General features: G+C 37.1%; 14 protein-coding genes. 7 read left to right on the forward strand and 7 right to left on the reverse strand.

Annotated elements, in window-relative coordinates; translation table 11 throughout:
- Positions 1 to 114 precede the first annotated feature (114 nt).
- A complete protein-coding gene (locus tag FW768_RS09940) occupies positions 115 to 465 on the reverse strand; it encodes a four helix bundle protein (RefSeq protein WP_153394995.1) in 351 nt (116 codons plus the stop codon).
- A 92-nt stretch (positions 466 to 557) separates the two neighbouring features.
- Positions 558 to 1,247 (reverse strand): ABC transporter ATP-binding protein, encoded by a 690-nt coding sequence (locus FW768_RS09945; protein ID WP_153394997.1) that lies wholly within the window; start codon positions 1,245 to 1,247, stop codon positions 558 to 560.
- 426 nt (positions 1,248 to 1,673) lie between these two features.
- Between FW768_RS09945 and FW768_RS09950 the strand changes: the two genes are divergently transcribed.
- The 7 genes from FW768_RS09950 to FW768_RS09980 all read left to right on the forward strand — a co-directional run bounded on the left by FW768_RS09950 (position 1,674) and on the right by FW768_RS09980 (position 8,818).
- Positions 1,674 to 2,648 carry a ribonucleotide-diphosphate reductase subunit beta gene (locus FW768_RS09950; protein WP_153394999.1) on the forward strand — a complete coding sequence of 325 codons (975 nt, stop codon included), beginning with the start codon at positions 1,674 to 1,676 and terminating at the stop codon, positions 2,646 to 2,648.
- A 105-nt stretch (positions 2,649 to 2,753) separates the two neighbouring features.
- Positions 2,754 to 3,041, forward strand: coding sequence for a hypothetical protein (locus tag FW768_RS09955; RefSeq protein ID WP_153395001.1), 288 nt, complete (start codon positions 2,754 to 2,756; stop codon positions 3,039 to 3,041).
- A gap of 45 nt (positions 3,042 to 3,086) precedes the next feature.
- Positions 3,087 to 4,754 (forward strand): ribonucleoside-diphosphate reductase subunit alpha, encoded by a 1,668-nt coding sequence (locus FW768_RS09960; RefSeq protein WP_262885797.1) that lies wholly within the window; start codon positions 3,087 to 3,089, stop codon positions 4,752 to 4,754.
- Between the two features lie 490 nt (positions 4,755 to 5,244).
- Positions 5,245 to 5,817, forward strand: a complete 573-nt coding sequence (locus FW768_RS09965; RefSeq protein WP_153395005.1) for a hypothetical protein — start codon at positions 5,245 to 5,247, stop codon at positions 5,815 to 5,817.
- Positions 5,818 to 5,823: 6 nt separating this feature from the next.
- On the forward strand, positions 5,824 to 7,392 hold the full coding sequence (locus tag FW768_RS09970; protein WP_153395007.1) for an L-type lectin family protein: 1,569 nt from the start codon (positions 5,824 to 5,826) through the stop codon (positions 7,390 to 7,392).
- Between the two features lie 164 nt (positions 7,393 to 7,556).
- Complete coding sequence (locus tag FW768_RS09975; protein WP_153395009.1) at positions 7,557 to 8,447, forward strand: DUF72 domain-containing protein; 891 nt, start codon at positions 7,557 to 7,559, stop codon at positions 8,445 to 8,447.
- 140 nt (positions 8,448 to 8,587) lie between these two features.
- Positions 8,588 to 8,818 (forward strand): hypothetical protein, encoded by a 231-nt coding sequence (locus FW768_RS09980; RefSeq protein WP_153395011.1) that lies wholly within the window; start codon positions 8,588 to 8,590, stop codon positions 8,816 to 8,818.
- Between the two features lie 43 nt (positions 8,819 to 8,861).
- On the opposite strand, the gene FW768_RS09985 is transcribed toward FW768_RS09980, so the two are convergent.
- From FW768_RS09985 to FW768_RS10005, 5 genes are all read right to left on the reverse strand, one after another.
- Positions 8,862 to 9,380, reverse strand: a complete 519-nt coding sequence (locus FW768_RS09985) for a hypothetical protein (protein WP_231128666.1) — start codon at positions 9,378 to 9,380, stop codon at positions 8,862 to 8,864.
- 263 nt (positions 9,381 to 9,643) lie between these two features.
- Positions 9,644 to 10,288: an HD domain-containing protein gene (locus tag FW768_RS09990; RefSeq protein ID WP_153395015.1), complete on the reverse strand. Its 645-nt coding sequence runs from the start codon at positions 10,286 to 10,288 to the stop codon at positions 9,644 to 9,646.
- Positions 10,285 to 11,130 (reverse strand): alpha/beta hydrolase family protein, encoded by an 846-nt coding sequence (locus FW768_RS09995; RefSeq protein WP_153395017.1) that lies wholly within the window; start codon positions 11,128 to 11,130, stop codon positions 10,285 to 10,287. The genes FW768_RS09990 and FW768_RS09995 overlap by 4 nt, the downstream gene beginning before the upstream one ends.
- A gap of 91 nt (positions 11,131 to 11,221) precedes the next feature.
- Positions 11,222 to 12,109: a PfkB family carbohydrate kinase gene (locus FW768_RS10000; protein WP_153395019.1), complete on the reverse strand. Its 888-nt coding sequence runs from the start codon at positions 12,107 to 12,109 to the stop codon at positions 11,222 to 11,224.
- A 66-nt stretch (positions 12,110 to 12,175) separates the two neighbouring features.
- Positions 12,176 to 12,811 (reverse strand): DUF4241 domain-containing protein, encoded by a 636-nt coding sequence (locus tag FW768_RS10005; protein ID WP_153395021.1) that lies wholly within the window; start codon positions 12,809 to 12,811, stop codon positions 12,176 to 12,178.
- Positions 12,812 to 12,863 lie beyond the last annotated feature (52 nt).

The raw sequence follows: 12,863 nt of genomic DNA on the forward strand, positions 1-12,863 counted from the left end.
TATGTAAAAAGTCAATTAACGATGTTGTGAATTTTCTCTGAAGTCAATTAACAAAGTAGTCAATTTTACGGCATCCAAAAATTCATGACTGACTATTCACACTTACTTTTGTCTTTATTTCAACATTCCGCTTAACAGGATAAATGTTGTCTTTATTAAATTTCCAATTTTTGTTAACTCCTCTTGTTTTATATAATCACAATCTATAATTATGTCAAAACAGGAATCTAATTCTATTACTGAGCCTCTTGTAATCTCAAAATATCTTTTTCTTTCCAACTCTGATTTTCTGGAGCATCCTTCGGTAATATTCAAAACAACAGAAGTTGATGCCCGGCGTATTTGATCAATCAGATTAAATCTTTCACTATCCGGAATTTTAATGAAAGTTTTATAGCACTCTTTTCGCAGTTCTTTAGCTGAAATATAAACATCAAGTTTGTAATGGTTCAGATTTAAAAACATTTTTATTTTTTTTCAAATTCATTTGTTGTTTTTTTAAATTTCGGAAAAAAATCAAATTCACTTGCGAAGCAAACTGACCATTCACCATTCATTTATAAGACAATCTGCTTTATAAACTCATCACTTTCTATGATTCCGTCCTTCAGCACAACGTTTCTCTTGGTTTGTGCGGCTACGTCCGGCTCATGGGTTACGACGATGATGGTTTTCCCTTCGTTATTGATGTCCTGAAGAAGCTTCATAATATCGTGGGTTGTTTTGGAATCCAACGCTCCTGTAGGCTCATCCGCCAGAACAATTTTAGGATCTGTAATCAAAGCTCTCGCGATAGCGACTCTTTGTTTCTGTCCTCCGGAAAGTTCATTAGGAAGATGGTTAGCCCATTGTGCAAGACCTACTTTCTCCAGGTATTCCATAGCTTTCTGGTTACGTTCTTTTCTTGGAACATTCTGATAATACAGAGGAAGGGCTACATTTTCCAGAGCGGTCTTATAGCCGATCAGATTGAAAGACTGGAAAATAAATCCTAAGAATTTACTTCTGTATTCTGCTGCTTTTACTTCAGACAAATGTTCAATAGGAACACCATCCAGTTCATAGGTTCCTGAATCTTTTTCATCCAGAATTCCAATAATATTAAGAAGCGTGGATTTCCCGGAACCGGAACTTCCCATAATAGAAACAAATTCGCCTTCGGAAATATTGAGGTTGATTCCCTTGAGAACGTGCAGCTTACTTTTCCCGGTGTCGTATGATTTATGTAAATCCTGAATTACTAACATTGAGTGATCTATGATTTTATACCCAATAAGTAGATGATATTTTCAATTTGTTACAAGAACCCGAATTTATTCAAATATTTTATTGTTTAATAAATCAACCCTTTATTTATAGCACATTACAAAACATTGTTTAACTGTAACTATAGATTTCCATATATTTTTTGTCAATAACCCTGTCTAAGCCATTATCTGCGCTACTTTCATGTAAATGTGGAAAACTTTTAGAGTTAAAAGTCAGCCAATTAGTATTTAGGGCTTTCAAAATCAGTTCTTTTTTTCGAACTTTGTACTTAGTTCTTTACAAGAAACTGCTGCTTATCAAAGTGAATAACTTTCAAACATAAGCACCAAATACACAGAAAGTTAACTGTTATACCAACGTTATCCACAGTGATGTAAATTATTTAATTTTAAAGATATTTTAATATGGGAATTTTTGATAAAAGAGTAAGCTACAAGCCATTTGAATACCCTGAGGTTCTTCAATTTGTAGAAGCGATCAACAAATCGTTCTGGGTACATTCGGAAGTTGACTTTACTGCAGATGTTCAGGATTTTCATTCGCAACTTGAACCACACGAAAAAAATGCTGTGAAAAATGCTCTTTTAGCTATTGCACAGATCGAGGTGTCTGTAAAGACATTCTGGGGAAACCTGTACAATCACCTTCCAAAACCTGAATTCAACGGACTTGGAGCTACTTTTGCCGAATGTGAGTTCCGTCATTCTGAAGCGTATTCCCGTTTATTGGAGGTATTAGGGTATAATGAAGAATTCCTTAGCGTTATAGAGATTCCGGCTGTAAAAAAGAGAATAGACTTCCTGTCGAATGTTTTAAAACACGCCAACTCTACAACTCCGAAAGAATATGTGTCCTCTCTTTTATTATTCAGCATCCTGATTGAAAACGTATCGCTTTTCTCACAATTTGCGATCATTCTTTCTTTCACAAGATTCAAAGGATACATGAAAAATGTTTCCAACATCATTGCATGGACCTCTGTAGATGAACAAATCCACGCCAATGCGGGAATTTACCTGATCAACAAGATCCGTGAAGAACAACCCAACCTTCTTACCGATTCAGATATTGAAGACATCTATACTTTAGTAGATCAGTCTATTGAGCTGGAAGGTGAAATCTTAGACTGGATCTTTGAGTTAGGAGAACTAAGCGTTTTCTCAAGAGAAGACCTTCTGAACTTCATGAAATACCGAGTAGACGACAGTCTGAAAAAAATCAATATGGAAACCCGCTACAACATTTCTCCTGAGCAATACCGCCCGATGAAATGGTTTGAAGAAGAAGTTTTCGCCAACTCTATGGATGATTTCTTTGCCAAAAGACCGGTTGATTACACGAAACACGATAAGAGTATTACAGCCAACGACCTGTTTTAATGAATGAGGCGCGAGCGAAGCGAGCGTCGAAACAGATAGTATTAGAGATATCATTCTGAGAATCCTTTTCTCAAAATAAATATACAATACCAAAACGCAAAGCAAATGATTAATGTAATTGTAACCTACACCGTAAGCCCTGAATTTGTTTCAGAAAATAAAGCCAATATTCAACAGTTTCTGGATGATTTTCAGAATTTAGATCAGGAAACATTTGAATATAAGGTGTATGTAAAAGAAGACGGTGTTACGTTTCTGCATTACTCCAATTACATCAATGAAGAGGCTCAGTATGAGGTTTTAAATGTTCCGTCTTTTAAGGAATTTCAAAGATTAAGAGACGAAAGCGGACTGAACGGGTCCCACAAAGTAGAAATTTTACAATCAATATAACAACAAAATTCCGGAGTATATAACCTTACTCCGGAATTCGAAAATATAACATCTATGGAAGAGCAAAATTCAAATATCTGGTGGCTCAATGAGGAATCTGAGCAAATGCTGAACAGAGGCTACCTGCTGAAAGGAGAAACAGTAGAAGGAGCTATTGACAGAATCACCACTGCAGCTGCTAAAAAACTATACAAGCCGGAACTACAGCCTGCTTTTAAAGAAATGATCACCAAAGGATGGATCAGTTTCTCTTCTCCTGTCTGGGCCAATATGGGAACACAGAGAGGTCTTCCTATTTCTTGTTTCAATGTTCATATCCCGGATAGTATTGAAGGAATTACCCACAAAATGGGTGAGGTAATTATGCAGACTAAGATCGGGGGCGGAACTTCAGGATATTTCGGAGAGCTTCGTAACAGAGGTACTGCGGTAACTGATAACGGTAAATCTTCAGGAGCTGTTTCTTTCATGAAATTGTTCGACACTGCTATGGATGTAGTTTCCCAGGGCGGTGTAAGAAGAGGAGCCTTTGCGGCCTATCTTGATATTGATCACGGGGATATTGAAGAATTTTTATCTATCAAAGATATCGGAAGTCCAATCCAGAACCTGTTCACAGGAATCTGTGTTCCGGATTACTGGATGCAGGATATGATTGATGGTGACATGGACAAGCGTAAGATCTGGGCTAGAGTTCTGGAAAGCCGTCAGCAGAAAGGCCTACCCTATATTTTCTTTACAGATAATGTGAACAGAAATAAGCCTCAGGTTTATAAAGATTTGGGAATGCCTGTGAATGCAAGTAACCTTTGCTCTGAAATCATGCTTCCTTCTACCAGAGAAGAATCTTTTATCTGCTGTTTATCTTCTATGAACTTAGAACTTTATGATGAATGGAAAGATACAGATGCTGTAAAACTTGCCGTTTACTTCCTGGATGCTGTTTTAACTGAATTTATCGAAAAAACAGAAGGAAACTATTACCTGCAGGGAGCAAGAAACTTTGCCTTACGTCACAGAGCGCTTGGATTGGGCGTTCTAGGATACCATTCGTATTTACAGAAAAATATGATTCCGTTTGAAAGTTTTGAAGCTACTCAGTTCAATGCAAGAGCTTTCAGACATATCAAAGAACAGGCGGAACAGGCTTCAAGAGAACTGGCTAATATTTATGGTGAACCGGAATTATTAAAAGGATACGGATTGAGAAACACCACAACAATGGCCATTGCTCCTACCACTTCAAGTTCTGCAATTTTAGGACAGACTTCCCCGGGAATCGAGCCTTTTGCATCTAACTATTATAAAGCAGGTCTTGCTAAAGGAAACTTTATGCGTAAAAACAAATACCTTGCAAAATTATTGGAAGAAAAAGGGTTAGACAATGAAGAAACATGGAGAACCATTATGCTGAACCACGGTTCTGTACAACATTTGACAGAACTTACTGACGAAGAAAAAGCAGTGTTCAAAACATTCAAGGAAATTTCTCCAATGGAAATTATTTCCCAGGCTGCGCAAAGACAACAGTATATTGACCAGGCACAATCTCTGAACCTTCAGATTCCATCTACAATGCCGGTAAAAGATGTTAACTATCTTTATATTGAAGCATGGAAGAAAGGAGTGAAAACTCTTTACTATCAAAGAAGTTCATCTGTATCCAAAGAAATGATGGTCAACTTTGTATCTTGTTCTTCCTGCGAAGCATAATTCACAAATAATAAACTTTTTATATACACAAAAGCACGCTATTCAGCGTGCTTTTTTTATGATAAATAAAAATTTAACATATTTTAACATATTTAATATTTTTATTAAATATATACTCAATCATTTACCAACACTAAGAATAATCAATGTTCACTCTCCGACGGGTGAATCAAATCCTCCTATCGCAGAGATCAGGCCATTGTTATATCATAATTTTATCTACATTTGTTCAATATTACACTATGATTATTCAATTATACAGAAAAATATAAACTAAAATATCTCAATTAAATTAATATTTAACATAATAATAGAAATATTATAACCTGTATTGAAAAATCATATCAATATAAAAACACAGAAAAAAATTAATATTAATCAATAGTACCTTTTATTAGAAAAAACACACAATACTACCTTTAAGCAATTAACTTCTTACTGACATCTGGTTTGTCAATAAGATCAAAACACACAAAAAAATTATTTCGACATGTACAAAATTATTACCTTAGTTTTGGTGATGGCTTTCTGTTCCATTACTGCGCAGGTGGGCATTAATACCGCCTCACCTGATCAAAGTGCTGCTTTAGATGTTACCAGCACTTCAAAAGGAGTTTTACTCCCAAGAATCACCACCCTCACTTCAGTTACCAATCCCGCTACAGGACTTGTCATTTTTGACAGCAACAAGAAATGTATCAGTCAGAATGTGGGAACTCCCGCAGCCCCTGACTGGGTATGTCTTTCTCCCTATGCAGCTAGATTCTTCTATATGCCCAGCGTAGTTTTCGACACCACAACAACCGCTACCGGGCAGACAAAAGATTTGTATACCTTATACAAAAATCAGTTTTCGAACGTCGCTGCTAACGCAAGGAGCGCTTCAGCGCCGGCCTCCATTCCATTTTTCCCAAATGCTACCGATCTGTATTATTATGTAACAGGCTATGATCCGGCTGTATTTAAAATCAACAGCATAAGCAGTACAGGTGTCCTGAATTATGATATCCTGTCCAATGCAACCTCTGCATCTTTCATCAATATTGTTTTTGTTGTAAAATAAACAGTCATGGAAAAGATTTTTAAAAGACCATCATTGATGTGTCTGTTATTCAGCCTGCTCGCTCATTTCGCCTACGCACAGACAGACAGTACAGAAGTAGCCAGTATTTACGGATTTTATTCGTATTCAAGTTCATTGATGAATGCTTCTTCAGCATCTGAACTCAGCATCCAGGGAAATGCAACGCATACTTCAACAGGAGTACAGCTTACCCCAGCCAGCACAGGGCAATTCGGAGGATTATTTATCAATGGAAGAACATTCACTTCAGTTAATGGGCTGCATGTTGAATTTGAGTATGATATGAAAAATGGGGCACCCCTAAGCGGAGCCTATGGAGACGGACTTTCATTCTTTCTGTATGACGGTTCTGTGACTAATCCGGTTATCGGATCACCGGGTGCAGGACTTGGATATGCTTATAACAGAGCAAAAGACACGTATGCCTCCCAACGTAAAGCCGGACTTACCGGAGCTTATTTGGGTATTGCTTTGGATGAATTCGGAAATTTTAAAGCAAAACGGTTCCAGGGAGAATCCAGGGTAAATGGTATTTCGGGAGTCACATGGAGCCAGGGAGGGAGCCATGTAACATTAAGAGGAGCCAAGGGTGCAGCCATCAATACAACAGGTTTAGGAGACGGATATACAGGTTATCCGGTTCTGACAACCCGTACCACCTTAAGCAATTCCGGAACTGTTGGCAGAATATTACAAACCAACAGAAGTTACGCAGCATCCACCAATACGCTTTCCTCTGTATTTGATCTCAGAAATAACAGTGGCGAATTCAGGAAAGTATATCTTGATCTGATCCCGCATTTTACCAGTCCTACCACAACCGACGGATTTGATATCAAAGTGGATATACAGACCTTACAAAACGGAACACCGGTTAATGTGATCAATTATTATCATTATCCAACTTCAGTACCTTACACTGAAAATGCTAATCCGCAGACAAGTGATTTTAACAATTCTGATACTGAAGGAACCGCAACAAACCAGACCCTGAATGCAACCGTTCCTTCTTTTCTGAAATTAGGTTTTGCTGCAGCTACAGGAGCCGCTTATCAGCAGCATATTATCCGAAATGTAAAACTTACACTTCCCTATTCTGCAGTAGCTAATGATGATGTTGCTTCAACATGTAAATTTCAACCCGTCTCTATTCCGGTATTCAATAATGATATAGCATATAAAGGCCCGATCAGCATTGTAACACCGCCAGTAGGAAGCAAAGATAATATTGACTATTCAACCTTTAGTTTTACTAAAAATAATGATACAGATCTTACTCTGTACCGTAAAAAAATAACAGCACAGGGAACATGGAGCTATAATAAATCTACAGGTATTGTCACGTTCAGCCCTTCCAGCGGGTTTACCGGAACAACTACAATGACTTATACCATCAAAGGAAAAACTTTAAAAGACAGCAACGGAAAAATCGTTGAACCTTATGGAGATACTGCATACAGATCCGTTCCCGCAACCATTACGGTTAATTTGAAAACCTCAGGATGTATCTATGCTGTTGTTTCCAACAAAATGGTAACACAGGGTATCAAGTAAAACACAAATTCATCATAAAAAGCTGCACGTTTTGTTTGCAGCTTTTATTTTTAATAACCGCTTAAAAAACTTAATAACCTGATAAGCTGCCCCAATGATTTTATTAGTTTGAAGACATCAATCAGCAAAAAATTGTCTAATTTTAAACAATAAAATAAATTAATATGAAATTCGGACAAGTAGAGGATCCTTCAAAAATAGATTTCACACTACCAAAAGACCACCCGCGCACAAAAGATATTTTAAGCCAGAACAAAAAAGGACTGGATACTATTTCCATTGGATGTGCTAAATGGAATAAAACCGATCTGAAAGGATTTTACCCTAAAGGAACTAAAGACGAACTGACTTATTATGCCACTCAGTTTAATTCTATTGAGCTGAATGCAACATTCTATGGGATGCCTACACCTGAACAGGTAATGACATGGAAAGAAAAAACCCCCGAAAATTTTAAATTTTTCCCTAAAATAACCAATACCGTATCTCATTTCAGAAGACTAATTGATGTAACTGAACCGGTAACTCATTTTGCCCAGGCTGTTATGAATTTCGATGAAAAACTGGGTATGGCTTTCCTTCAGCTTCATGATAATTTCAAGCCAAAAGACTATGACAGACTTGAAAAGTTTGTAAAAGACTGGCCTAAAGAAGTTCCCTTGGCAATTGAGCTCCGGAATACCGAATGGTTTACTAATGAAGAAATTCTGAATACAACCTGCGAGCTGTTTGAGGCTCATAACATCACCAATATTATTGTGGATACTGCAGGAAGAAGAGATATGCTTCACATGCGCCTGACTACCCCAAACGCCTTCATCCGTTATGTGGGAGCCAACGCCGAAAGTGATTATAACCGACTGGATGACTGGATGGAACATTTAACCCGATGGAAAAAAGAAGGTCTTCAGAATCTGTATTTTTTTGTTCATCAGAATGTTGAGAAAGCGTCACCATTGCTTTCTGCTTACTTCATCAAGAAAATGAATGAAGCATGGAAAACAGATCTTCACATTCCTCATATGGCCGTTGAAAGTACAGGCAGTCTTTTTTAATCAGAACAAAAATTATTTCAGTATAAAACAGGCTTCCGAAAATAAAATCTTTCAAAACACTGGTTTATATTGAAAAAATTAGTATTTTAGAGTATACCGATGTTCCCATAGAGCGAGTATACTTTAAAATACGAAATGTCATGGAAAAAAAAATTTGTACAATCAGCATTGTCAGTGATTCGTTGGGCGATGAATATACTTTTTATGAAGATCATAAAATAAAAAGGGTTTACGACAATCATAGTTTAAATTCACACCAGACGGAATGGCTGGAACCTCAGCAGATCAGCAAGCAAAATAAAGATAAATTAATCAGAAGCTGCCCCGAAGAACACAAAGAACAGGTCATGCTTATTCTGGATTATCCTTAATATGAGTAATAGGCAATAGGTAATATACCTGAAAATGTATTACTTATTGCTTATCTTTTCTCAGCAGCAGCACTAAATTCAGAAACAGAAGAAGAAAATCCAGGCTTACCCAGATTCCCAATTTTGCATTTTCATAATTGTAGGCATCTACCTGCTTTTTTGCCATATCAGAGAGCTTTACACTTTGATTGATATAATTCTGCACTTCCACAATCTGATCCATATTTTTATTAGGTACAGAATGCTGGGAAAAATAGACCATATTCTTTTTGCCCAGATACCCTACAATCCAGTATTCATCAGACTTACTCATCTGCAGATATTCAATTCTGTAATATTCCGGACGTATTTTACCGATGTGTCTGGGAAGTAATTCTCCATTGGCATCATGATCAACACTAATCAGATAAAAATCCAGCGTTTGAGGAAGTTTATTAATCACCTGAAGTCCTACTGAATTATCAACAAACCCAACAGCACTTTTTTTAATAAACCAATAGGTAAAAATAGAAATAGAAAAGACTACCGTAAGAATACGAAAGAGTTTTGCCCATTTTGCCATCCTCCCCGATTTTACTTTAGACAAAACCAGAGAAAGCACACAAGCCCAAAAGATAACAAAAATGATAAATTCCATACTGCAAAGATACTGATTTCACCCGAGTTTGGTAAAAACAGAAGATAAAGGCCGGATATAAGGAAGCTTTGTGAAGCCTGAAAACCAATGAAAATTCATTATCAGGCTTATACCATTAGAAAAATTATAGTACGACGGATAATAAAAATGGTACCTTCCCTCTTCCGGCCTTAATTTAAAATATTATATTAGTCAACATTCCATTCTTTGTAGAACTGATCCAGGAACGCCTGCATAAAATCATGTCTTTCCTGAGCCAGTTTTTTACCCGTTTCGGTATTCATCATATCTTTTAAAAGCAGTAGTTTCTCATAGAAATGATTGATGGTAGTTCCGTTCGATTTTTTATACTGGTCTTTGGTCATCCCAAGATCAGGTTTAATTTCCGGATCATACATCGGATTGTTTTTATACCCTCCGAAGTTGAATGTTCTTCCGATCCCAATAGCACCTATTGCATCAATACGGTCTGCGTCCTGAACAATTTTAAGTTCAATGGGCGGATTGGCAGGGATTTCAGCTCTGTTTTTAAATGAAATATTCCTAATAATAAACAAAACCTGTTCAATCACTTCTTCCGGAACCTTCTGTTCTTCCAAAAATGCTCTCGAAATTTTCGGAGCTATGGTTTCATCTCCGTTGTGAAATTTAGGATCTGCAATATCATGCAGCAATGCAGACAGCTCTACAACATCATGATTACAATCCTCTGTTGCTGCAATTTTTTTTGAAAGCTTCCATACTCTTTCAATGTGATACCAGTCATGTCCGGCTTCCGCACCTTCCAGTTTTTCTTTTACAAATGCTACCGTGTTTTCAATTACGCTTTTCATGAGTTCTTTAATTCGTTTAAAATAATACTCCAGAGTTTTTGATTATAGCTTCTGAAAAAATTAACATGCCCAATCTCTTTTTTATCAGATTCGGAAGTTTTTACCAGTCGGTAGGTGGGCTTAAGATTAGGATAGGTATCATTCAAAAGACTCAGAACGCCTTTTTCTGTCAGCCATATATCATCTTCAGCACGGATCACGAATGTTTTCTGGGTTAATTTTTTAGAATGATCATCAATTTTCTCCAGCAGCCTGTTGGTTGATTTCTTGTTTAAAATTAAGGTTCTCCAGTCAAATGCGCAATTTTTCGGGAGACTTTCTCCCAGTCCGAACCAATGTGCCGGAAAATATCCTAATAACCTAGTTGTTACAGGCTGTGCAATCCCGAATCCCAGATAGGCTTCAATTTTGGTCTTTCCTTTTAAATTTCCGACAAAAGCGTTTTGTGTACCTACAAAGATAAATTCATCAAACATCACTGAGTCTTCATTCATTCCCAGAATCAATGCTCCTACTGAATGCCCCAGACAATATTTTTTATATTCCGGGAACTTAGCTTTTATATACTGCGTCAATGTTTTATAATCTACTGATCCCCAGGTTCGCATTGAAGCTTTGAATCCTTTCATTTCGGCAGGTTTAGAAAGACCTATTCCTCTGTAGTCATAGGTAATTACAGTAAATCCCTGCTCTGAAAAGTACTGGGCAAAAGAAAAATAGACCTGCTGCTTTACCCCTGTTGCCGAATTAATGAGAAGAAGGCTTCCATTACTTTTTTCAGGCCGAAAAAGGTGTGCTGTAAGTGATATGTGATCCTTTGTAGTAAGCAAAAGTTTTTCCATACAGGTAAAAAGAAAAAATCCACTATAAAAGTGGAAATTTTACTTATCATTTTATACAAAATCTCAGAGTTTCGATATGTGGCAAATAGCTTTAAAAGAAATCTGACATTTGTGGCAGTCCTGTCTGTGATCCTTTTCCTCTGGAAACTCTTGATGAAACTTCATTTCCGAACTTTACACATTCTTCAATAGAATTCCCGTGGCAGAGTGCAATAGCAAATCCTGAGGTAAAAGCATCTCCCATTCCCATTTTATAAACGGTCTCATCTTTATCGTTCCTGTAGTACTTCATTGCCGTTCCATCAAAATAAATGGTGGAATTGGTATCATCTCTTACAAAAACCTTATTGAAATATTTCTTAAGTACTTCTTCCCGCTGTTCTTCACCAAAAAGAATATATAGCTCACTGCTTTTAGCGACAATAAAATCTGCATTTTCGATGAGTTCATCACTGATTTTCATCGCCGGTGAAGCGTAAAGCCCTACTTTCTTGCCATACTTTTTGGCTTTTTTTACAGTATATTCTACTGCTTCCATCGCTACTTCCAGCTGAACAAGCACGAGGTCTGCCGTATGGAAATAACGGTCTGCTTCTTCTATATGTTCTATACTCAAGCAGTTGTTGGCTGCGGGTACTACCACAATGGCTGCATTTCCATTACTGGTTGTTACATATGCTGTTCCGGTTGCTTCACGATCTGTTTCATGAACAAAACCTACGTTTACATTTTCGCTCACCAGGTTTCTCATGATTTGCTGACCCAGAGGATCCATTCCCACACACCCAACAAAGTATACACTGGCTCCAAGTCTTGCTGTTCCAACAGCCTGATTGGCTCCTTTGCCTCCGAAATAGCTGTCTGAATTGACGGCTAAAACCGTTTCATTCGGCTGGGGAAGTTTTTCAGTTTCTAAAACCAGATCAATAGATGAACTGCCTACAACAATAATTTTGGGTTGTTCAGATGAGAAATTCATTGGTGTTTTTCATTAATTTAATAAAAATTTCTTCCGGAAATATCGTTTCAAAAATAGCTAATTTAATTAACTTATTTCAATAAATTCTGTAATTATCTTAACTGGCTTTCCTTCCTTATCATACGCAATATAGCTGGCGTAAAATCCTTCTCCATATCCGGTTTCAAATGCAAAAATAGTTCCCGGATGATCTTCAGAAGGTTTCAGAAAAGCATACTGATCTATAGCTCCGTTTTCATCGAAAAAATATTCATGGAAGAATTCTTCATAAATGCCCATGAAGTCTACACCTTTGCTGTGATAAAGTCTTTTTTCCAGTTCGTTGAGGCTGTTCTGGGTATCTGCATCCATAAAGCATCCCATTCCGCTTTCTACCGGATATCCGAAGACTTCTTCATCTGTAAGATCTTTGATATTCTGGCCTGCAGTAACCGCCATTTTCCAATCTGTAACGGTTTCTGTGCTGAAAATAATTTCAGCATATGCCACACAGTTACTTTCTCTTTCTTTATGCAGCAGAACAGAGAAGTTTCCTTTTGGAAATTCTGTAGAGAAAGACAGCATATCATTGGTGATCAAAGGATCACAAGCCACCAGCTTCCCACTGGAAAGGTAGATCTTTCCGACTTCAAAGCTTTCAAGTAAAGGACTTTCTACAAACTCTTTTGAGAACAGCTTTTTTATATTTTCTATGTGTGTCATTTTAATTCTTCTTTTTAAATTGTCAGGCTGAACACGTTTTGTGCCCAGCCTG

Origin of the sequence: Chryseobacterium vaccae (genome assembly GCF_009602705.1) — a bacterium.
In the GTDB taxonomy this organism is placed as follows: domain Bacteria; phylum Bacteroidota; class Bacteroidia; order Flavobacteriales; family Weeksellaceae; genus Chryseobacterium; species Chryseobacterium vaccae.

Bases quoted from the DNA above. Each gene is read 5' to 3' on its own strand.
- FW768_RS09940 (WP_153394995.1), bottom strand. From the start codon at position 465: ATGTTTTTAAATCTGAACCATTACAAACTTGATGTTTATATTTCAGCT.
- FW768_RS09945 (WP_153394997.1), bottom strand. From the start codon at position 1,247: ATGTTAGTAATTCAGGATTTACATAAATCATACGACACCGGGAAAAGT.
- FW768_RS09950 (WP_153394999.1), top strand. From the start codon at position 1,674: ATGGGAATTTTTGATAAAAGAGTAAGCTACAAGCCATTTGAATACCCT.
- FW768_RS09955 (WP_153395001.1), top strand. From the start codon at position 2,754: ATGATTAATGTAATTGTAACCTACACCGTAAGCCCTGAATTTGTTTCA.
- FW768_RS09965 (WP_153395005.1), top strand. From the start codon at position 5,245: ATGTACAAAATTATTACCTTAGTTTTGGTGATGGCTTTCTGTTCCATT.
- FW768_RS09970 (WP_153395007.1), top strand. From the start codon at position 5,824: ATGGAAAAGATTTTTAAAAGACCATCATTGATGTGTCTGTTATTCAGC.
- FW768_RS09975 (WP_153395009.1), top strand. From the start codon at position 7,557: ATGAAATTCGGACAAGTAGAGGATCCTTCAAAAATAGATTTCACACTA.
- FW768_RS09980 (WP_153395011.1), top strand. From the start codon at position 8,588: ATGGAAAAAAAAATTTGTACAATCAGCATTGTCAGTGATTCGTTGGGC.
- FW768_RS09985 (WP_231128666.1), bottom strand. From the start codon at position 9,380: ATGGCAAAATGGGCAAAACTCTTTCGTATTCTTACGGTAGTCTTTTCT.
- FW768_RS09990 (WP_153395015.1), bottom strand. From the start codon at position 10,288: ATGAAAAGCGTAATTGAAAACACGGTAGCATTTGTAAAAGAAAAACTG.
- FW768_RS09995 (WP_153395017.1), bottom strand. From the start codon at position 11,130: ATGGAAAAACTTTTGCTTACTACAAAGGATCACATATCACTTACAGCA.
- FW768_RS10000 (WP_153395019.1), bottom strand. From the start codon at position 12,109: ATGAATTTCTCATCTGAACAACCCAAAATTATTGTTGTAGGCAGTTCA.
- FW768_RS10005 (WP_153395021.1), bottom strand. From the start codon at position 12,811: ATGACACACATAGAAAATATAAAAAAGCTGTTCTCAAAAGAGTTTGTA.